Source organism: Clostridium sp. ATCC BAA-442, from assembly GCF_964239415.1.
In the GTDB taxonomy this organism is placed as follows: domain Bacteria; phylum Bacillota; class Clostridia; order Oscillospirales; family Oscillospiraceae; genus Flavonifractor; species Flavonifractor plautii.
The window spans coordinates 1-19,175 of record NZ_CAXSQB010000040.1 but is presented as its reverse complement, the minus strand read 5'-3'; the positions used below and the strand labels follow the sequence as shown (position 1 = coordinate 19,175).

The following is a 19,175-nucleotide window of genomic DNA, read 5'->3' as shown; positions in this document are numbered from 1 at the left end:
CCTCCTTGGGGATTGATTCGCTTGCTAACTGTTAGCCTCCTCACAGTCTTTGCCGCAGGTGCACCCGGCCGGAAGTACAGACGGCTCCATCAGGTTCTGCTTCATTTTTGCAATGGTCATCATGAACTGCTGCAACTCCTCAGCGCCGATTCCCTTGGTCAGCGCTGCCTCTACCTGTGTGATGCGCGAGGCAATCTGCTGGTTCAGGGCCTCCGCTTTCGGCGTTGCCATCACCTGCTTGAGCCTGGCGTCACGGGATACGGAGCACCGCATCACAAATCCCTCCTCCTCCAGGCGCTTCAGCAGCCTGGACGCGGTGGAGCGGCGGATATAAAACGCCTCCTCCAGATCCTTCTGAAAGATTTCCTGATCCCGATTATGGCACAGAAATCCCAGAAGCATCCCCTGCATCTCGGTAAAAACATCGCATTCCGGCTGGCCGGAGAGTTCCCAGACCTTGCGCCGGATCAGATTGGACAGCGCCTTGACCTCGTAACCCGCATGGCGTTCTTGCCGCATTCAGACACCCCCTTCCATGCAAGCTGTTTTACAGAGTTTATTTTAGTTATCTTGCTAACAGTTGTCAATGAGCAACATTTACAAAAAGACCCTCCGGTAAACCGGAGGGTCTTTCCATTCAGCTCAGCCTGTCCACGGTGACGCCGTTCATCACCGCCTGAAATACGGCTTTGTCCACGCCGCTGCTGGCAGCCGTCCTGTCCAGCAGGATGCCGCTGCCGTCCTTCAGAGGGGCCGACAGTGCGAAATAGGACAGATAGGCCACCTGGGCCCGCAGGAAGGGGCTGCCTGTCAGCTTGGCCTGTTCCGCAGCGTTGAGCACACCAAACTCCACGCTCTTGCCCACGGCATTGGCCCAGGAGAAGTCAGGCGATGCCCCGCTGTCCGAGTAGCCCAGCGCCCGCAGAAGAAAGGTCATGTACTCCCCTGCCGAGAGCTGTGCATCCGGTCCAAAGTAGCGCTGTCCACCGGCACTGATGTTGTTGCCCTTGGTATAGCCCTTTTCATAGGCATAGGCCACATAGCGGTCGCACCAGGCAGGGGTGTCCGCAAAGGGGTTGGCCGCTGTGCTGCTCAGCGCAGCCCCCTCCTCCCCGATCAAACGCAGGAACATGACCAGTCCTACGATACGGGTAGGAGCCTGCTCCAGATCATACCCGGAGCCGTAGGCCGTTCCAGTGCCCTGGAACAGCCCCATCTGCTTTAATGCGTCGGCCAGAGCATTATAGTCCAGCCCCGCTCCGGAGGACACGGTATAGAAGCCCTCTACGCCCAAAACCGCAGTATCAGAGGTGATTGTCACTGCCGCTGTGGTATTTTCGGCCGCTAAGACGCGGTGACGTGCGGTCAGCGCGGTGCCGGAGGCGACGGTCTGCCCCACCGTAATATCCACCACACTGCCGCCGGAATAGGACACGGTTCCGCTTCCAGCCAGGAGCAGCAGCCCGGAACCGGCAGGCAGGCTGACCACGTCTCCCCTTTTAAAGCGGAAATCCGTGATTGAGGCGGCATAGCACTGTTCTCCACCTGCCCGGGCCAGATAACCGCTGTGCCTGGCATTCAGATCCGCCAGCACAGAGTCGTAGACGGTCTTTGTCTGCTCCGCGATGCGTGTCTCCGCCTGCCGCAGTACGTCCGGAATATAAGTGTCGTTCAGGTAGCCCTGCGTTACAAGGCTCTCCCCTGTTCCCGTATCGGCGGCATATACTGCCGCACAGCCTATCAGGATGACCAGGGCAAGCAGGCCAACGGCAAGTCTCTTCATGGTACCTCCGAAATCATATAGCTCAGCGCCAACAGGCTGTCGGCAAAGTGGACGTTCTCAATCACTATGTCCGGCGCGTCCACCGTCAGCTCAATATTGGTGAAATTCCAGATTCCTTTCACGCCGGAGGCCACCAGCCGACCGGCGATCCGGTTGGCCACGCTCCGGGGAACCGTCAGCACCCCGATGCTGGCCGGATGCTGGCCCAGATACTCCTCCAACTGATCCACGTGGTGGACCGGCACCCCGGAGAGTCTCTGCCCAACCACATCCGGCGCCACATCAAAGGCGGCCGAAAGCGCCACACCGGAGCGCTCGAAGTGAAAGTTTTCCATCAGGGCCCGGCCCAAGTTGCCCGCCCCCAGAATGACCGCGTTGTGGCCGCGGTTCATACCCAGAATGTCGGAAATCTCCCCCCGCAGATTTTCAATATTATAGCCGTAGCCCTGCTGGCCGAACCCGCCGAAGCAGGAGAGATCCTGCCGGATCTGTGAGGCGGTCAGCCCCATGGATTTGCCCAGCGCGTTGGATGAAATGCGCTCCACACCGGCCAAATAGAGGTCGTTCAGGTGGCGGTAGTACCGTGGGAGGCGACGTATCACCGCACTGGACACTTTATCTTTTTTCATAGCTCCATCACTCTTCTTCTTGTTCCAAAGCGGTACCGCACGTAACTCGCCCGTTCCGCTGCAAGATTCCTATTCAGTTTACTCGAAAGAGGGGCCGATGTCAACGTTCTTTTCCCTGGAACCGCCTTCCGGTCCGGTGCATAGAGTGAGGAAAAGGAGGAATGCCAATTGGCCTCGATTGGAACCATTGTCACCCGCGTATATACCTCCCGGGCCCAGCTCCCGGTGCCGGGTGCTACTGTAGCGGTGACGCAGAGGGCGGGTGGCGGGCGGCATACGCTGCTGGCCTTACGGGTGACGGACGAAAACGGACGCACCGCGCCGATCCGCGTCGCCACACCCGAGCCGTCTGCCAGTGAATCCCCAGGGACAGAGTCCCCCTTCGCCGTCTGTGACATCTGGGTGGAGGTACCGGGCTATGAGATGCTTCTGGTGGAGAATGTCCAGGTCTTTCCTAATACGGAAACACTACAGGAGCTGGAGCTGATTCCCCTGCCGGAGCAGACCTCGTCGTCTACCCGGGGGGAGATCGTGGATATTCCACCCCAGGATCTGTAAGGAGGTACCCCCATGCCGACCACACCTGTAACGCCCTATGTCCCACAGTACATCACCGTGCATCTGGGCGCCCCCAGCGCCGCTGCGGAAAATGTGACGGTTTCCTTCCCGGAATACGTTAAGAATGTGGCCTCCAGCGAGATCTATCCCACCTGGGAGCCGGCGGCTATCCGTGCAAACATCCTGGCGATTATTTCGTTTGCCCTCAACCGGGTATATACCGAATATTACCCCAGCCGCGGCTACCCCTTCAACATCACCGCCAGCACGGCCTACGACCAGAAATTCATCAAAGGGCGCAACATTTTTGAGAACATCAGCCAGATGGTGGATGAGATCTTCAATTCCTACATACGGCGCACCGGCTTTGTGGAGCCCCTGGCAGCCAAATTTTGCAACGGCACCACCACCACCTGCGACGGTCTCTCCCAGTGGGGCAGCCAGGCCATGGCAGAGCAGGGCGCCGACTCCGTCACCATCCTGCGAAACTATTATGGCGACAATATCGAGATCGTGAACAATGCTCCTGTCATGGGTATCCGCAGCTCCTACCCCGGAACTCCGGTGCGGCTGGGCGACCGGGGGGAGCCGGTGGTGCGCATCCAGACCATGCTCAACCGCATCTCCCGCGATTACCCCGCTATTCCGAAGGTTCAGCCGGTGGACGGGATCTTCGGAGCGTCCACCGAGCAGTCGGTCATCAAATTCCAGCAGATTTTCAGCCTGACGCCGGACGGAGTCGTTGGAAACGCCACCTGGTATAAGCTGGTCTTTCTGTACGTGGGCGTTCTGGAATTGGCGGAGCTGGTCAGCGAGGGTCAGACCTTCTACACCACCTTGGTGCCCGTCAACCGCCCCGATACCATTTCCCTCGGCGACACCGGAGAAAATGTCAAGGTAATACAGTACCTTCTCTCTGTGGTGGCGGAGTTTTATAATAACATCCCCCCGGTGGCTGTGGACGGGATTTTCGGGCAATCCACCCAAAACGCAGTCCTGGCTCTTCAACAGATGGCTGGTCTGTACCAAGACGGCGTTGTAGGCGAGGACACCTGGGCCGCACTCTACCGATTTTATGTCGGCATAGTGGATACCATGAGCCAATATACCAATGTCATCCCAGAGCAGTTCCGGCCGGAGCTTCCCGAGAGCGAAGCCACCAGCCTGACCCAGTACCCCGGCCAACCCATGACACTGGGCAGCACCGACGAGAGAGGAGAAGACGCCACATGATTCGCTCCCAACTCCACCTGATTGGACAGCCCGTACGCAGCCTCCAAACCATGCTGCGCACCATTTCTTTCGCTTACCCCTTCCTCCCCCGTCTCACGCCGGACGGAATTTTCGGCGAACGCACCCTAGAGGCCGTCATGCTCTTTCAGAGGGAATTTTTCCCTCCGGTCACCGGACAGGTAAACCAGGCCACCTGGGACGCTATCGTTTCCTTGTATCACCAGGTGGTTTCCCGCCTCACTCCGCTGCCCACCCGCAGCTTTCCAAGTCCAGAGTTTTCCGTCGCACCGGGTGAGGCCAGCGTTCATCTTAACCTGGTGCAGTCCATGTTCTGCGGGCTGTCTCGGGTCCTGAACGGCGTGGAAACCTGTGATGTCTCCGGGGTAAACAATGCCGCCACCGAGCACAACATCAAGTGGATTCAACATCTGAATCACCGTCCGGAAACCGGGACGCTGGATCAGGAGAGCTGGAATACCCTCAGCCGCCTCTATACTATGTTTGTCACCAGCGCCCAGTCGCCCTGGACTACGCGGCCTGAGCTTTTTATGCCCTGACGCGGCATATATGTGTAAGGTGGGTGCCCTGTCCATAGCAGGGCACCCACCTTGTCTACAGTTTCAACTACAGGTTACAGTACCAGACTGGGAGCTGCATAGGTGCGGCCCGCCAGCTCACTGTTGAGCATGTAGAGGCCTTTGGCATCGTCGCCGTAGAGCTCCATCTTTTTGATCATATCCTCGGCGGTCTTCTCCTCCTCGCCCTGCTCTTTGACAAACCAATCCAGGAACTGCATGGTGCGGAAGTCCTTGACCTCATAGGCTGCATCGTAGATCGTGTGAATCAGATTGGTGACATACTGCTCATGGGCCAGGCCGGCCTTGAGCACCTCCAGCCTGCCGTTGGGGGCGGCGGTGGGCCTGGCAATGCCCTCCAGCACCGGGCGGTGGCTGTTGTTCTGGAGATACTGGAACATAAGCATGGCGTGATCCCGTTCCTCCTGCGCCTGCACCTTGTACCAGTTGGCGAAGCCGTCCAGTCCCTCGTCCTCGAAGTAGGCGGAGAACTCCAGATACAGGTAAGCGGAGTAGAACTCCTTATTGATCTGCTCGTTCAGCAGAGAGGCAACTTTTTCGTTCAGCATAATAAATACACTCCTTTCTCATCTGGATGGCATAAGAATACCACGGATTTTATTCTGTTACAACTGTAAATTCCACTCAGAAATTCCTCTGCGCCCTAACAATGGCCGTAGGCAACAGAGGACAGGATACCGGTTAAAACAGTCCGTCGAACAGGGTAATCTGACTCGTATCCGGCATGGCCCAGGGGCGGCCGCGCCGTCCCTGGGGTCCCGTTTCCCTCCATCTGGCGGGACGAAATCAATTCGCCCCGCCATCGAGGTTTTGCCTGCGGCAAAACGCTCGGACGCTACAGGCAGCGGACGGCATGCCGGTTAAAACAGTCCGTCGAACAGGGTAATCTGACTCGTATCCGGCATGCCGTCCAGAGCACCAGCGGCCTTGAGCTGCTCGATGTGGGTCTTGGAGACCTTGGGACAGGCTGCGGAAAACTCCTCGATGGATATAAACCGCTTTCCCTCCCGCTGCTCCATGATAGACCAGGCCGCCGTCTCGCCCAGACCAGGCACAGAGGTGAAGGGGGGCAGCAGGCTTCCCTTCTCATTGTCTGGCAGGAAGTTGACCGCGTGAGAGCGGTAGAGATCCATGTGCTCAAAGGTGAACCCCCGCAGATAGAACTCATAGACCACCTCAAGGGTGACCAAAATATCCTCCTCCACGGGAGAGGGCTTCTCCTTGCTCTCAATCTCCCGCATTTTAGCCTTACACACATCCATCCCCTGGCACATGAAGGTGGCGTCGAAGGCCTTGGCCCGGATGGAGAAGAAGGCGGCGTAGAAGGCCAGGGGGCGGTGGACCTTGAACCAGGCGATGCGGAAGGCCATCATGACATAGGCCACCGCGTGGGCCTTGGGGAACAGGTACTTGATCTTCTTGCAGGAGCCGATGTACCAGTCGGGTACGCCGGCGGCCCTCATCTCCTCCTCCGCCCCATCCGGCAGGCCCCGGCCCTTACGCACCGACTCCATGATCTTGAAGGCCCGCTTCTCCGGCATGCCGCAGGAGATGAGGAAGAGCATGATGTCGTCGCGGCAGCCGATGGCCTGGCCGACCGGGACGCCCTGATCCACAATCAGATCCCGGGCGTTGCCCAGCCACACGTCGGTTCCGTGGGAGAAGCCGGACAGGCGCAGGAGGATGTCAAACTCGTGGGGCTGGGTGTCCACCAGCATGCCGCGGGTGAACTTGGTGTTGAACTCCGGGATGGCCACGGCGCCGGTTGGGCCCAGGATGGGGTCGTCCACGAAGCCCAGCACCTCAGAGGAGGTGAAGATGCTCATGGTGTCCCGGTCGTCCAGAGGGATCTTTTGCGGATCCACCCCGGTGAGATCCTGGAGCATGCGGATCATGGTGGGATCATCGTGGCCCAGCATGTCCAGCTTGAGCAGGTTGGACTCCATGGAGTGATATTCGAAGTGAGTGGTAATGATGTCGCTGTTGGGATCGTCGGCGGGGTGCTGCACCGGACAGAAGTCGTAGATCTCCCGGTTCTGGGGGATGACCACCATGCCGCCGGGGTGCTGGCCGGTGGTGCGCTTGACGCCGGTGCAGCCCTGGGCCAGCCGGTTCTCCTCCGCCCGGTTTACCGTCCTTCCCCGCTCATCCATGTACTTCTTGACATAGCCGAAGGCGGTCTTTTCCGCCACGGTGCCGATGGTGCCCGCCCGGAACACGTGGGTCTGCCCGAACAGCTCAAAGGTGTACCGGTGGGCGTTGGCCTGATATTCGCCGGAGAAGTTCAGATCGATGTCGGGCACCTTGTCGCCGCCGAAGCCCAGGAAGGTCTCGAAGGGGATGTTGAAGCCGTCCTTGGCGTAGGGCGTTCCGCAGACGGGGCACACCGCGTCGGGCATGTCCGCGCCGCAGCCGATCCCCTTCTCTTTGGCGGTGTCGAAGTCCGAGTGCTTGCACTTGGGACAGCGGTAGTGGGGCGGCAGGGAGTTCACCTCCGTGATACCCGACATGAAGGCTACCAGGGACGAGCCCACGGAGCCACGGGAGCCCACTAGGTAGCCGTGGGCCAGGGAGTCCTGCACCAGCTTCTGGGCCGACATATAAATGACGTCGTACTTGCACTTGATGATGTCGCCCAGCTCGGCATTGATGCGGTCCACCACGATTTTGGGCGGTTCCTCACCGTAAAGGGCTTTTGCTTTCCCCCAGACCAGACTGGTCAGCTCCTCCGCTGAGTTCTCGATCTTGGGGGCGAACAGCCCCTGGGGCAGAGGCACTACGTCCTCACACCAGTCGGCTACCAGATTGGTGTTGCGCACCACCACCTCATAGGCCTTCTCCTTCCCCAAATAGGCAAACTCCTCCAGCATCTCGGTGGTGGTCTTGAAGTAGATGGGCAGAGACGAGTCGGCATCTTCAAAACCCTTGGAGGCCAGCAGGACGTGGCGGTAGATCTCGTCCTCCGGGTCCAGGAAATGGACGTCGCCGGTGGCGCACACAGGCTTGTCCAGCGCCTCGCCCAGGGATACGATGGTGCGGTTGAAGTCCTTCAGCTCCTCCTGGCTCTGCACCATACCCTTGCGCAGCATGAAGGCATTGTTGCACAGAGGCTGAATCTCCAGGAAATCGTACCAGGAGGCAATGCGCTTAAGCTCCGCAAAGTCTTTCCGCTTTACAACTGCTTGAAACAGCTCTCCAGCCTCGCAGGCCGAGCCGATAATGAGTCCCTCCCGGTGCTGGTTGATCAGGCTCTTGGGCATGATGGGGTAGCGTTTGAAGTGGTCCAGGTGAGAGGCCGAGATGAGCTTGTAGAGATTGCGTAGGCCCAGTTGGTTCTTGGCCAGCACGATTAGGTGCTTGGGCTGGCGGCGGGCCTTGCCCCCGGTACGCAGCCTGGCCATAGCCGGATTGATCTGCTGGAGGGTATGTACACCCCTGTCCCGCAGCATCTCAAAGAAAGGTACCAGCATATAGCCCACCGTGGCCGCGTCGTCATAGGCCCGGTGGTGGTTGAAGGCAGGCAGATTCAGGTGCTCCGCCACGATGTCCAACTTGTGCTTGCCCAGCTCCGGCAGCAGGTTCTGGGCCAGAATCAGCGTGTCGATGGAGGTGCTGTCGAAGGGGCGGCCCATGCGGCGGCACCCCTCGGCGATGAAGCCCATGTCGAACTCCGCATTGTGGGCGGCCAGCGGGCGCTCCCCCACAAAGTCCAGAAAGGCATTTATGGCCTCCGCCTGGGAGGGGGCTCCCCTCAGCATCTCGTCGGTAATGCCGGTAAGCTCGGTGATCTCGCGGGTCAGAGGCCGTTCAGGATCAGCAAACGTGGAGAACTGCTCCACCACCTCCCCGTTCCGCAGTACCACCGCTCCGATCTCGGTGATTACATCCCGCCGCTTGTCCAGACCGGTAGTCTCAATGTCGAAACAGACGATATCGCCTGTAAAGTCTTGTTCCTTGTCCCCGTGTACCACCACCCGGTCGTCTACGTCGTTAATGAAGTACGCCTCCACGCCGTAAAGCACCTTGATCTTCTTGGCCGAGTGCCAGGCATCGGGGAATGCCTGGGCCACGCCGTGGTCGGTGATGGCGATGGCCTGATGGCCCCACGCTTCCGCCCGCTTGACCACGTTCTTGTCCGGCCCCGCCTTGGGGCTCACTTGGGTGAGGGCATCCATGGAGGACATGGTGGTGTGCAAGTGGAGCTCCACCCGCTTCTCCGGCGCGTCGTCGGTCTTCATGGGCTTGGCGCTCTCCATGATGGCGTAGGGCTCCAGCACCATGTCGCCAGTGAAGCGGTCGATGTTCAGCTTGCCCTGGATCACCAGATGCTGGCCCTTCTTCACCCCGTCCACAATGCCCTTCCCCTCGTCACCGGGGAAAAACTTGGACACCCGCACCGAGCCGGTATAGTCCGTCACATCGAAGCACACCACCCATGCGCCCCGCTTTTTCAGCTCCCGGTGATCCACGGCAAACACGTCTCCCTTGACGATGACGGTTCCCATGTCCAGCTCCAGGGTGCTCATGGGGATGCTCTCCCGCTTGATTTCGTGCTTGCCGTAGAGTAGCTTTCCTCTCGGGCCGCCGGAGGCCGCCTTTTTCTCCCGCGGGCTGGCAGTTTTGAGACCAGCCAGAGCTCTCCGGCGGATCTCCTCCGTGCGGCGGAAGGCCGCCATGGCATCCTCCTCCACCGGGGCGGCCGGGGGCGGAGGAGGAGGGGCGCTGGCCGCAGGAGCCGGTTCAGCCGCCACAGGAGCCGATGTGGGAGCAGTCGCGGCCGCCGCTCCCATCTCCAGCTCCACCCGCTCCACCCGGTAGGCCAAGGCCAGGCTCTTCTCGATCTGGTGCCGCAGGCCCTCCTCGGGCATTCGAGGGCACTCCACCTTGGCGCGGATAGAGCGGGCCGCCTTATCGATCACCGCCCCCGTGACCAGATAGCCGCCTGCCAGGGCCGCCAGCTCTTCACCGGGCCGCCAGGCGGAAAACAAATTCAAAAAGGGAATCTTCTGTGCCTGTGACATGGTTGAAACGCTCCTGCCTCCTCCGTCAAAGTTCCTCAATTAGTGCGAAAAGCTCGTCCACCAGGGCCTCCTGGGGAACCTTTTTCACGATCTCTCCCTTGCGGAAGAGCAGGCCCTCCCCGTTGCCGCCGGCGATGCCCACGTCGGCGGCGGAGGCCTCTCCGGGGCCGTTGACCACACAGCCCATGACCGCCACGGTGATGGGCTTGTCCACGGCCTTAAGCCGCTCCTCCACCTGGGTGGCCAGGCCGATGAGGTCGATACGGGTGCGCCCGCAGGTAGGGCAGGACACCAGCTCCGGTCCCTCCTTCCGCACCCCGGCGGCCTTGAGGATGTCCCGGGCGGCGTATACCTCCTCCACCGGATCGGCGGAGAGAGAGACCCGCATGGTGTCCCCGATACCCATGGCCAGCAAGCCGCCGATGCCCACCGCGGATTTGAGGGTGCCCATGCGCAGGGTGCCGGTCTCCGTCACCCCAAGATGTAAAGGATAATCACTTTCCCGATTCATCAGGCGGTAGGCCGCCATGGTGGTGCGCACGCTGGAGGACTTGAGGGACACGCATATGTCGGTAAAGTCAAATTTCTCCAGCAGGCGGATATGTCCAAAGGCCGACTCCACCAGGGCCTCCGGCGTCACCCCGCCGTATTTGGCCAGGATGGGCTTCTCCAGGGAGCCGCCGTTGACTCCGATACGGATGGGAATCCCCTTTTGGCGGCAGGCGTCGGCCACCGCCTTCACCCGGTCCTCCCCGCCGATGTTGCCCGGATTGATGCGCACTTTGTCGCACCCGGCGGCCACGCACTCCAGGGCCAGCCGGTAATCGAAATGGATGTCTGCCACCAGAGGGATGGGGCTCCGCTCCCGAATGGCCCCCACCGCCCGGGCGGCGGCCAGATCGGGCACCGCCACCCGCACAATCTCGCACCCCGCCGCCGCCAGACGTTTGATCTGCTCCGCTGTGGCGGACACATCGTCGGTGCGGGTGTTGGTCATGGACTGAATGGTGACCGGAGCACCCCCCCCGATGGGGACACCACCCACGCGAATCTGTCTGGTCATAGGACAAGCCTCCCTACAGGATCAATTTGTTTACGTCGCTGACGGCCACCACCACCATCAGGGCAATGAGACAGAAGAAGCCCGCCATATTGATATAGCCCAGGTACTTCTGGTCGATACGCCTGTGGGTGAAGAAGTGGTAAATGCCGCCCACGAGTAGGAAAAGAATCTGCCCGCCGTCCAGAGCGGGGATGGGCAGCAGGTTCATCACCGCCAAATTGATGGCGATCAGCGCCACAAAGCTGAAAATATTGAGCAGAGCCCCGGCCATTCCGGCGGCAGCCGCCCCCTGCTGGCCCACCTCGCCGGCCATGGCGAAGATGCCGATGGGGCCGGCCATGTCGTTGAGGCTCACCGCGCCGCGGATCAGATCCCCCAGACTGAGCCATACCGTTCGCACGTAGTCGATAGACTGGTACCAGGCGTTGCGCAGGGTGCCCAGGGGCCCGGTCTCCCGGAGCTCCCCCACCATGACCCCCCGCTTCAGGCTCTGCTGGCCGCTCTCGTCGGTGAGGGTACGGTAGGGCAGGTGCAGAGTGCCGAGGTTGAGCCGCCGGCCGTCCCGGAGCACCTCGACGGCCACATCCTCCCCCGCCCGGCCCAGGAAAAGAATCGCATCGCTCTGGAAATAGATGCGGTGCCCGTCGATGCGGTAGAATTCGTCGCCGGGCAGCAGGCCGGTTTCCTGAATGTCCTCCGCCCCCGGCAGATAACCGCTGACCACCGGCGCGGACGGACTCCCCGCCACGGAAAAGAGCACCAGCAGGATCACCAGCCCCGTCACAAAATTCAAAAATGCTCCGGCCACCAGAATGATGAATTTTTTCCACGCCGGCTTACCGCTGAAGGACCGGGGATCGTCCGAGGCCTCCTCCTCACCCTCCATGGAGCAGAACCCTCCGATGGGCAGGGCCCGGAGAGAGTAGGTCGTCTCCCCCCTTGTCTTGGAGAGCAGCTTAGGGCCCATACCGATGGCGAACTCCTCCACCCGCACCCCAAGGGTCTTGGCCGCGATGAAGTGTCCGAACTCATGGATGGCGATGAGCGCGCCGAAGAGCAGGATGGTAATCAGGATGAACAGGATGGTCATAGCATCGCTCCTTACTCAGTGCGTATCGGGCCGGTGTCCCCGCACGGTCTCCCTGGCCGCCTGATCCGCGTCCAGAATGTCCCCCAGGGAGGGAGACTGCACCGCGGGAACCGCGGCCATGGCGTAGGCCACCTGCTCCGCAATGCCGGAGAAAGAGAGCTGTCCGGCCAGGAACTGCCCCACGGCCTCCTCGTTGGCCCCGTTGAGCACCGCCGTGGCGGTGCCGCCGGTGTGGGCGGCCTCCAGGGCCAGGGCCAGACAGGGGAACGCCACATAGTCCGGCGCATGGAAGGTCAGGGGCGGGCAGGACAGCAGGTCCAGCGGCTCTGCCACCGCCGCAACCCGGCCGGGCCAAGTCAGGGCGTATTGAATGGGCAGGCGCATATCGGGCACGCCAAGCTGCGCCAGCACCGCATGATCACAGTATTCCACCAGGGAATGGACTATACTCTCCCGGTGAATCACAATGGAGATTTTTTCCGGGGGCATGTGGTAAAGGCGCATGGCCTCAATAAATTCCAGTCCCTTGTTCATCATGGTGGCCGAGTCCACGGAGATCTTGGCCCCCATATTCCAGTTGGGATGGGCCAGAGCCTGCTCTACCGTCACTCCGGCAAGGTCCTCCCCTTTCCATCCCCAGAAGGGGCCGCCGGAGGCGGTCAGAATCAGGCGGCGCACCTCTCCCCTGTCCTGGCAGCCCTGGAGACACTGGAAGATGGCGGAGTGTTCCGAGTCCACCGGCACCACTTGGGAGCCGCTCCATGCAGCCGCATCGCTCACCAGCTCCCCGGCGCACACCAGTGTCTCCTTGTTGGCCAAGGCGATGCGCTTACCAGCCCGGATGGCGGCCAAAGTGGGACGGAGTCCCACGATCCCCACCACGGCGGTGAGCACCGTGTCCGCCGCCTCCAGGCTGGCCGCCTCCAGCAGGCCCTCCATCCCCTCCGCCACGCGGATGGGCGTGTCAGCCAGGCGCAGGCGCAGGGACGCGGCGGCCTCCGGGTCCATCATCACCGCCAGCTCCGGCTGGAAGCGGCGGCACTGCTTCTCCATCTGCTCCACGTCCCGGTTGGCCGTTAAGGCGGCCACACGCATGCCACAGGCGGCAATCACGTCCAGTGACTGCCGCCCGATGGAGCCAGTGGAGCCCAGCAGAGAAATACAGCGGTTTTGTTCCATGCTATGCTCCTCCCACGGCGGGCAGGAACCGGAGCAACAATTCGATCAGGGGCGCGCAGAAGATCACGCTGTCAAACCGGTCCAGCACGCCGCCGTGTCCGGGAAAAATGTTGCCGAAATCCTTGATTCCGTACTGCCGCTTGATATAGGAAAATGACAGGTCGCCCATCTGGGAGATGGCGCTGCCCAGGGCTCCGTAGAGGGCCAGGTACAGGTAGTTCACAGTATAGCCGAAGGCGAAGCGGAGCAGCACGCCGTACAGTACCGTGCACACCACCGTCCCCACAAAGCCGCCCACGGCCCCCTCCACCGTCTTTTTAGGAGAGAGCTCCGGCGCCAGCTTGTGCCTGCCGAAAGCCATGCCCGCAAACAGTGCGAAGGCATCGCTGATAAAGGCCGCCACCAGGGGCAGGATGAGCAAAGGCTCCCAGTGCTCCATCTGGCGAATGCGCAGGAAGGAGGACAGGAAGAAGGGGATCACCACAGTCAGGAAAAAGGCGCCTCCCAGCTTCTCCAGAGACAGGCGCTTGTGGCTTGCGATGGCCTCTGCAAAGAGAAGCACCACATACACGAACAGGCCGCACAGCGCGGGCAGAGGCCGCCCGTCATAGTAGACCCAGAAGGGAATCAGCCCGGCCAGTATGATGGAGTAGCCGGAGATGCGGGTATGCTTCAAAAAGCCGGTGGACCAGAGCACCTCATGCACCGCGATCATGGACAGCCCGGCAATGAGGAGGCACAGAGCCCAAGGATACGCGGGAGAAATCAGGTAAAACAGCACCAGCAGGAGCGGGATGAAAATAACCGCCACCATGATTCGCTTACCCACTCAGACACCTCCAAAACGGCGGGAACGGCCCTGGTAGGCCGCCAACGCCCTATGCAGCTCCTCTTTGGAAAAATCGGGCCACAGTACGTCAGTAAAATAGAATTCCGCATAGGCGGACTGCCACAGCAGGAAGTTGGAAATGCGCACTTCCCCGCTGGGGCGGATCACCAGATCCGGGTCGGGTACACCATTGGAGCAGAGGTATTCGGAAAACAGCACCTCGGTCAGCTCCTCCGGTTTCCGTCCTCCCGCCGCACAGTCTGCGGCGAAATGTCGGGCGGCCCGAACGATCTCGTCCCGTCCCCCATAGTTGAAGCAGACGTTGACCTGCATCCCCTCATACCGCTCGGAAATCTCGCTGGTTTTCCGGCACATATCCTTGAGCTCCTGGGGCAGCGGCTCCAGATCACCAAAAAAGTGGAGCTTGATTTTGTCCTTCTCCATCTTTTCGATGGACTCCAGCAGATACTTTTTCAGCAGGCCCACGATGGCGGAAACCTCCTCCAGCGGGCGCTTCCAGTTCTCCGTGGAAAAGGCGTACACTGTAAGGTACTCCAGTCCGATCTTCTGACAATAGGTGGCGATGCTGCGGAAAGTCTCTGCCCCCGCGGCGTGCCCCGCCGTACGAGGCAGGCCACGGAGCTTGGCCCAGCGGCCGTTTCCGTCCATGATGATTGCCACGTGGCGGGGCAGGCGGTCAAAATCCACCTGTGCCTCCCCGCTCTCTTTCGTTTTTAAGAATGACATAGTTTATCCTACCCGGTCCCATAAAATTCCGGTGCGGGACATCCAGGTGTCCCGCACCGTGAGGTCTATCTGCTTTACAGACTTAGACCGCCATCAGCTCTGCCTCTTTTTTGGCAGTGAGCTCGTCGATTTGCTTGCAGCGCTTTTCGGTCATGTCCTGGAGCTCCTTCTCATAGTCCTTCCGGTCGTCCTCGGTAATCTCCGACTTCTTTTCCATGGCCTTAAACTTTTCCATGGCATCCCGGCGGATGTTGCGGATGGCCACCTTGCCGTTTTCGCCGTACTTCTTGACCTGCTTCGTCAGCTCCTTGCGGCGTTCCTCCGTGAGCTGCGGAAAGGCAAGGCGAATTACTTTACCGTCATTCTGTGGATTGATGCCGAGATCGGAGGTCTGGATGGCCTTTTCAATGGCCTTGAGCAGGGTGCTATCCCAAGGCTGGATCATCAGGCTCCTGGGGTCTGGGGAGGAGATAGCCGCTACCTGGTTCAGAGGCGTGGGAGCACCGTAGTAGTCCACGGTGATCTTGTCCAGCACAGCGGCGTTGGCGCGGCCGGCCCGGACGCTGGCGAAATCGCTCATGACCACGTCAATGGTCTTCTGCATCTTTGCATCGAATTCCTTGTTGACTTCCTTCATATCACGGTTCCTCCTTGACAATGGTTCCAATTTTCTCTCCCATAACAACCCGCAGGATGTTCTCCGGGTCCTTCAACGCAAACAGAACCACCGGGATCTTGTTGTCCATGGACAGGGACGTGGCGGTGGAGTCCATCACCTGCAGGTGCTGGGCCAGCACATCGTCATAAGTGATGGTGTCATACTTGACCGCAGAGGGGTCCTTCTTCGGGTCGGCGCTGTAGACGCCGTCAATGTTCTTAGCCAGCAGAATGGCATCCGCGTCGATCTCCGCGGCCCGCAGCACCGCGGCCGTGTCAGTGGAGAAAAACGGGTTGCCGGTGCCGCAGCCAAAGATCACGACCCGGCCCTTCTCCATGTGCCGGATGGCTTTGGAGCGGATGTACGGCTCGGCCATGGCGCGCATCTCGATGGCGGTCTGCACCCGCACGTCCACGCCCTTCTGCTCCAGCACGTCGGCCACGGCCAGGGCGTTGATGGTAGTGGCCAGCATACCCATGTGGTCGGCGCGGGTGCGCTCCATCCGGTCGCCGCCGTCCTTGACGCCGCGCCAGAAGTTGCCGCCGCCCACCACGATGCCGATCTGCACGCCACAGGCTACGCACTTCTTGATTACGTCGCACACGCTGCCGATCACGTCGAAGTCCAGGCCACGGCTGGCCTCTCCGGCCAGCGCCTCGCCGCTCAATTTCAAAAGGACCCGCTTATACTGCGGTTCACTCATACGTTCAACCCCTTTATACGGTATTCAGTCCCTTTTATTTTAATATAGTTTTCCACGTTTGCCTAGGGGTTAGGCCAAAGTTTTTACAAATTATTCGTAATCGGAGTTTTGCCGCTCACCCGTTGAAGGGGCATCCTCCGGCCAAGCCTCCAGCTTCGCCCGGAAAGAGATCCGCCGGGGCGTCTCCATATCGTCGAACTGGACCAGGTGGGTTCCCCGGTTCAGGTCCACGTCCAGCACCCGGCCCAGCCCGAACACGAAATGCCGCACCCTCTGGCCCACCGGAAGGAGCACCGCGCTGTCGTCCGGGGGCAGGGCGCGATTGCTGCTCTCGGCGTACCCCCTGGCCGCCTTCAGCAGGCCCTCCTGGGGCTCCGGTACGGGGATGAATGTCCTCCACATGTCCAGCAGGAACCGGGAAGGGTAGCGGGGTGAGCCGTCGAAATTCGTCCCGTCCGCCTCGGACAGGTACAGCCCCTTCTCTGCCCGTGTAACCGCCACAAAGGCCAGCCTCCGCTCCTCCTCCATTCCCTGACGGGTGCGCACCTTCCGTGAGGGGAAGATCCCTTCGTTCATGCCGCACAGGAACACATAGGGGAACTCCAGCCCCTTGGCCGCATGGACGGTCATCAGCTTCACACGGTCCCCCACCTCCCCTGTGTCGCTATTGGTAAAGAGGGCCACATGGGCCAGGTAGTGCTCCAGGGTACATTCCTCGCCGCAGGTGGTCTCATACTCATAGACCGCCTGCTTCAGCTCGGCCAGATTGTCCAGCCGGTCCTGGCTTCCCTCGGTGCGGAGCATCATCTCGTAGCCGCTCTCGTTGAGTACGGCGGACAGCACCTCCGAAACTGGCCGCCCCTCGCATTCGGTGGAAAGCCCCTCGATCAACGACACAAAAGACCGGGCCCGCGTCCCCTTAAACAGGGGCTCGTCCAGGCACTCCTGCAGGGCGCGGTATAGAGGGCAGCCCTGCTGCGCCGCGTATTCCTCCAGAAAAGCCATCCGCCGCTTGCCCAAGTTGCGCTTGGGCGCGTTGACGATGCGCCGAAAGGACAGATCGTCCCGGTAGGCGAGCATCCGCAGATAGGAAAGGGCATCCTTGATCTCCATCCGGCTGAAAAAGGGCACGCCGCTGTAGATCGTATAGGGAATCTTCTCACGGAGCAGAACGCCCTCCACCGCCCGGGTGACATAGTGGGCCCGATAGAGCACCGCCATGTCCCGGTAGGGCACCCCCTTCTCCCGCAGCTTGGACATCTCACCCGCCATCCATCCGGCCTCCGTCACCGGGTTCTCCCCGAAATGGCACAGGACGGGCCCGCCGGATGGAAGGGTGGGGCGCAGCTCCTTTGGGATACGGGCGGCGTTTTGTGCGATTAGGGCGTTGGCCGCCGACAGGATCTCCGGTGTGGAGCGGTAGTTTTCCGTCATCAGAATGGTCTTTGTGCCCGGAAACTGCTTGTCAAAATCCAGCAGGTACTTTACGTTGGCCCCCCTCCAGGTGTAGATGGTCTGATCCGGATCACCCACGATGAACAGATTCCTGTGATAGCCGCAGAGCACCTCCATCAGTCCATACTGGAGCCCGTCAATGTCCTGGAACTCGTCGATCATGATGTACTCCAGCCGCTTCTGCCACTTGAGCCGGATAGCCTCATTTTCCTGGAAGATATGGAGGGTGAATTTGATCAGGTCGTTGTAGTCCAGCCCAAAGCACTTTCTCTCTTGGTAGAGGTAGCCGTAAAAGATCATATCCCCGGCCTGTACCGCGTCCAGATACCTCTGCTTCAGAGCGTCCAGCGACAGACTAAGCATGTCCCGGTAATACTCAGGTTCCTTGAACAGCTTGCGGATTTCGATCATATCCCGCGCCGCCCGGAAGGTCATATCCCGGAGGCTGAGGCCCCGCTCCTCATAGATCATCTGCAGCATGGCGTCAATGTCTGCGTTGTCCAGTACCAGAAAGCTCTTTGGATACCCCACCACGTGGCTGTCCTCCTGGAGCACGGAGACGCAGAAGCCGTGAAAGGTGTTAATGTAGCCCGTGTCGTCGTCCCCGGTCAGCCGATGGATGCGCTGGCGCATCTCCGCGGCCGACTTGTTGGTGAAGGTCACGCACAGGATATTCCCCGGCAGGATACCCAGCTCATTGACCAGGAACGCAAACCGATGGGACAGGGCGCGGGTCTTGCCGGAGCCCGCCCCGGCGATCATCCGAACAAAGCCTTCGGTCGCCGTGACCGCCTCCCGCTGCGCCTCATTCAGCCCCTCCAGCAAATCCTCCATGATACCGCCTCCTGATAGAACATCTGTTTTCTTTATTATAGCAGGCGGGGAGACACCACTCAAGAGGAAAAGCGGCGGCCCGGACTGCCTCGCCGAACCGCCGCATTCTCTCACTTGAGCTTCTTTCCGTCCTGGAAGGCGTTGCCCACCTTCTCCCCCAGCACCAGGTAGGCGCTGTTCGCCATGTCGAAGGTGATGGGGCGCAGCCTGGCCGGATCAATAGTGCCGTCCGCGTTCAAGATGCGCTCGTCCGCACTGACGTTGACGATCTCGCCCACCAACAGCTCACTCTCCTCGTCAAAGCTAACAAACCGGCACTCCAGGGCCAGGGGCAGCTCGTCGACCAGCGGGGCGTCCACATGGGCACTCTTGGTCACATGGAACCCCGCCCTGGCCACCTTGTCCGGCACCTGATTGGCCGACACAATGCCCAGGTAGTCGCACTCCGTCACGTGGTCCGCATCCGCCATGCTCACCGTGAAGGCCTTCCGGGCCAGGATGTTTTTCACCGTCTTGTGGCTGGCGCTCAGATACATGGCCACCCGCTTCATGTCGGCAATTCCGCCCCAAGCGGCGTTCATTACGTCCGGGGTGCCGTCTTCGCCGTAGGTGGCGATCATCAAGACAGGCTGAGGGTACAGGAAGGGTTTGGCTCCAAAATCTTTCCTCATGATTGTTGTCCTCCGTTTTCATTTTATAATGTAGTACTTAGTATAGCACGTCCCCCGCGTCAAGCACAATCCCCCTGCACCAAACAGAACCCGCTGTCACGGAAAAGCGCCGGACACTGAGCGTCC

17 protein-coding genes are annotated in these 19,175 nt (G+C 60.6%); 3 read left to right on the top strand and 14 right to left on the bottom strand.

All coding sequences use genetic code 11. The annotated features are described in order from the left end of the window. Positions 1–24: 24 nt before the first annotated feature. The 3 genes from ACESY8_RS14785 to ACESY8_RS14775 all read right to left on the bottom strand — a co-directional run bounded on the left by ACESY8_RS14785 (position 25) and on the right by ACESY8_RS14775 (position 2,412). Complete coding sequence (locus tag ACESY8_RS14785; protein WP_021629728.1) at positions 25–519, bottom strand: MarR family winged helix-turn-helix transcriptional regulator; 495 nt, start codon at positions 517–519, stop codon at positions 25–27. 118 nt (positions 520–637) lie between these two features. Beyond that, entirely contained in the window at positions 638–1,783 is a 1,146-nt protein-coding gene (locus ACESY8_RS14780) for a hypothetical protein (RefSeq protein ID WP_021629729.1), read from the bottom strand. Further along, positions 1,780–2,412, bottom strand: a complete 633-nt coding sequence (locus ACESY8_RS14775) for a redox-sensing transcriptional repressor Rex (RefSeq protein ID WP_007495506.1) — start codon at positions 2,410–2,412, stop codon at positions 1,780–1,782. Before ACESY8_RS14775 ends, ACESY8_RS14780 begins: the two co-directional genes overlap by 4 nt. Before the next feature lie 168 nt (positions 2,413–2,580). Between ACESY8_RS14775 and ACESY8_RS14770 the strand changes: the two genes are divergently transcribed. Genes ACESY8_RS14770 through ACESY8_RS14760 form a run of 3 tightly spaced genes read left to right on the top strand, consistent with a single transcriptional unit; the run spans position 2,581 to position 4,760 of the window. Continuing rightward, the gene (locus ACESY8_RS14770; protein WP_007495507.1) at positions 2,581–2,970 is read left to right on the top strand and encodes a hypothetical protein; all 390 of its coding nucleotides are present in this window, start codon (positions 2,581–2,583) and stop codon (positions 2,968–2,970) included. A 12-nt stretch (positions 2,971–2,982) separates the two neighbouring features. After that, positions 2,983–4,203 (top strand): peptidoglycan-binding protein, encoded by a 1,221-nt coding sequence (locus ACESY8_RS14765; protein ID WP_007495509.1) that lies wholly within the window; start codon positions 2,983–2,985, stop codon positions 4,201–4,203. Continuing rightward, positions 4,200–4,760, top strand: a complete 561-nt coding sequence (locus tag ACESY8_RS14760) for a peptidoglycan-binding domain-containing protein (RefSeq protein WP_007495511.1) — start codon at positions 4,200–4,202, stop codon at positions 4,758–4,760. Before ACESY8_RS14765 ends, ACESY8_RS14760 begins: the two co-directional genes overlap by 4 nt. A 74-nt stretch (positions 4,761–4,834) precedes the next feature. On the opposite strand, the gene ACESY8_RS14755 is transcribed toward ACESY8_RS14760, so the two are convergent. The 11 genes from ACESY8_RS14755 to ACESY8_RS14705 all read right to left on the bottom strand — a co-directional run bounded on the left by ACESY8_RS14755 (position 4,835) and on the right by ACESY8_RS14705 (position 19,049). Next, the gene (locus ACESY8_RS14755) at positions 4,835–5,347 is read right to left on the bottom strand and encodes a ferritin (protein ID WP_007495523.1); all 513 of its coding nucleotides are present in this window, start codon (positions 5,345–5,347) and stop codon (positions 4,835–4,837) included. 312 nt (positions 5,348–5,659) lie between these two features. Beyond that, positions 5,660–9,820, bottom strand: coding sequence for a PolC-type DNA polymerase III (locus ACESY8_RS14750; RefSeq protein WP_434307665.1), 4,161 nt, complete (start codon positions 9,818–9,820; stop codon positions 5,660–5,662). A 25-nt stretch (positions 9,821–9,845) separates the two neighbouring features. Then, entirely contained in the window at positions 9,846–10,883 is a 1,038-nt protein-coding gene (gene ispG, locus ACESY8_RS14745; protein WP_007495529.1) for a flavodoxin-dependent (E)-4-hydroxy-3-methylbut-2-enyl-diphosphate synthase, read from the bottom strand. Positions 10,884–10,896: 13 nt separating this feature from the next. Further along, on the bottom strand, positions 10,897–11,973 hold the full coding sequence (locus ACESY8_RS14740) for a M50 family metallopeptidase (RefSeq protein ID WP_054338315.1): 1,077 nt from the start codon (positions 11,971–11,973) through the stop codon (positions 10,897–10,899). Positions 11,974–11,988: 15 nt separating this feature from the next. Further along, a complete protein-coding gene (locus ACESY8_RS14735; RefSeq protein ID WP_204681719.1) occupies positions 11,989–13,152 on the bottom strand; it encodes a 1-deoxy-D-xylulose-5-phosphate reductoisomerase in 1,164 nt (387 codons plus the stop codon). 1 nt (position 13,153) lies between these two features. Then, the gene (locus tag ACESY8_RS14730; RefSeq protein ID WP_024724135.1) at positions 13,154–13,981 is read right to left on the bottom strand and encodes a phosphatidate cytidylyltransferase; all 828 of its coding nucleotides are present in this window, start codon (positions 13,979–13,981) and stop codon (positions 13,154–13,156) included. Beyond that, complete coding sequence (uppS, locus tag ACESY8_RS14725; protein WP_054338313.1) at positions 13,982–14,728, bottom strand: undecaprenyl pyrophosphate synthase; 747 nt, start codon at positions 14,726–14,728, stop codon at positions 13,982–13,984. A gap of 82 nt (positions 14,729–14,810) precedes the next feature. Next, the gene (gene frr, locus ACESY8_RS14720; protein ID WP_054338312.1) at positions 14,811–15,365 is read right to left on the bottom strand and encodes a ribosome recycling factor; all 555 of its coding nucleotides are present in this window, start codon (positions 15,363–15,365) and stop codon (positions 14,811–14,813) included. 1 nt (position 15,366) lies between these two features. Continuing rightward, the gene (gene pyrH / locus ACESY8_RS14715; protein WP_007495536.1) at positions 15,367–16,089 is read right to left on the bottom strand and encodes a UMP kinase; all 723 of its coding nucleotides are present in this window, start codon (positions 16,087–16,089) and stop codon (positions 15,367–15,369) included. A gap of 90 nt (positions 16,090–16,179) precedes the next feature. Further along, positions 16,180–18,378, bottom strand: coding sequence for an ATP-dependent helicase (locus ACESY8_RS14710; RefSeq protein ID WP_434307666.1), 2,199 nt, complete (start codon positions 18,376–18,378; stop codon positions 16,180–16,182). Positions 18,379–18,488: 110 nt separating this feature from the next. Next, a complete protein-coding gene (locus ACESY8_RS14705) occupies positions 18,489–19,049 on the bottom strand; it encodes a flavin reductase family protein (protein WP_009256928.1) in 561 nt (186 codons plus the stop codon). Between the last annotated feature and the right edge of the window lie 126 nt (positions 19,050–19,175).

What these genes read in the sequence shown, in the direction of transcription:
- ACESY8_RS14710 (WP_434307666.1), bottom strand. Translation starts at nt 18,378, where the DNA reads ATGGAGGATTTGCTGGAGGGGCTGAATGAGGCGCAGCGGGAGGCGGTC.
- uppS (WP_054338313.1), bottom strand. Translation starts at nt 14,728, where the DNA reads ATGTCATTCTTAAAAACGAAAGAGAGCGGGGAGGCACAGGTGGATTTT.
- ACESY8_RS14775 (WP_007495506.1), bottom strand. Translation starts at nt 2,412, where the DNA reads ATGAAAAAAGATAAAGTGTCCAGTGCGGTGATACGTCGCCTCCCACGG.
- ACESY8_RS14765 (WP_007495509.1), top strand. Translation starts at nt 2,983, where the DNA reads ATGCCGACCACACCTGTAACGCCCTATGTCCCACAGTACATCACCGTG.
- ACESY8_RS14740 (WP_054338315.1), bottom strand. Translation starts at nt 11,973, where the DNA reads ATGACCATCCTGTTCATCCTGATTACCATCCTGCTCTTCGGCGCGCTC.
- ACESY8_RS14735 (WP_204681719.1), bottom strand. Translation starts at nt 13,152, where the DNA reads ATGGAACAAAACCGCTGTATTTCTCTGCTGGGCTCCACTGGCTCCATC.
- pyrH (WP_007495536.1), bottom strand. Translation starts at nt 16,089, where the DNA reads ATGAGTGAACCGCAGTATAAGCGGGTCCTTTTGAAATTGAGCGGCGAG.
- ACESY8_RS14705 (WP_009256928.1), bottom strand. Translation starts at nt 19,049, where the DNA reads ATGAGGAAAGATTTTGGAGCCAAACCCTTCCTGTACCCTCAGCCTGTC.
- ACESY8_RS14780 (WP_021629729.1), bottom strand. Translation starts at nt 1,783, where the DNA reads ATGAAGAGACTTGCCGTTGGCCTGCTTGCCCTGGTCATCCTGATAGGC.
- ACESY8_RS14760 (WP_007495511.1), top strand. Translation starts at nt 4,200, where the DNA reads ATGATTCGCTCCCAACTCCACCTGATTGGACAGCCCGTACGCAGCCTC.
- ispG (WP_007495529.1), bottom strand. Translation starts at nt 10,883, where the DNA reads ATGACCAGACAGATTCGCGTGGGTGGTGTCCCCATCGGGGGGGGTGCT.
- ACESY8_RS14755 (WP_007495523.1), bottom strand. Translation starts at nt 5,347, where the DNA reads ATGCTGAACGAAAAAGTTGCCTCTCTGCTGAACGAGCAGATCAATAAG.
- ACESY8_RS14785 (WP_021629728.1), bottom strand. Translation starts at nt 519, where the DNA reads ATGCGGCAAGAACGCCATGCGGGTTACGAGGTCAAGGCGCTGTCCAAT.
- frr (WP_054338312.1), bottom strand. Translation starts at nt 15,365, where the DNA reads ATGAAGGAAGTCAACAAGGAATTCGATGCAAAGATGCAGAAGACCATT.
- ACESY8_RS14750 (WP_434307665.1), bottom strand. Translation starts at nt 9,820, where the DNA reads ATGTCACAGGCACAGAAGATTCCCTTTTTGAATTTGTTTTCCGCCTGG.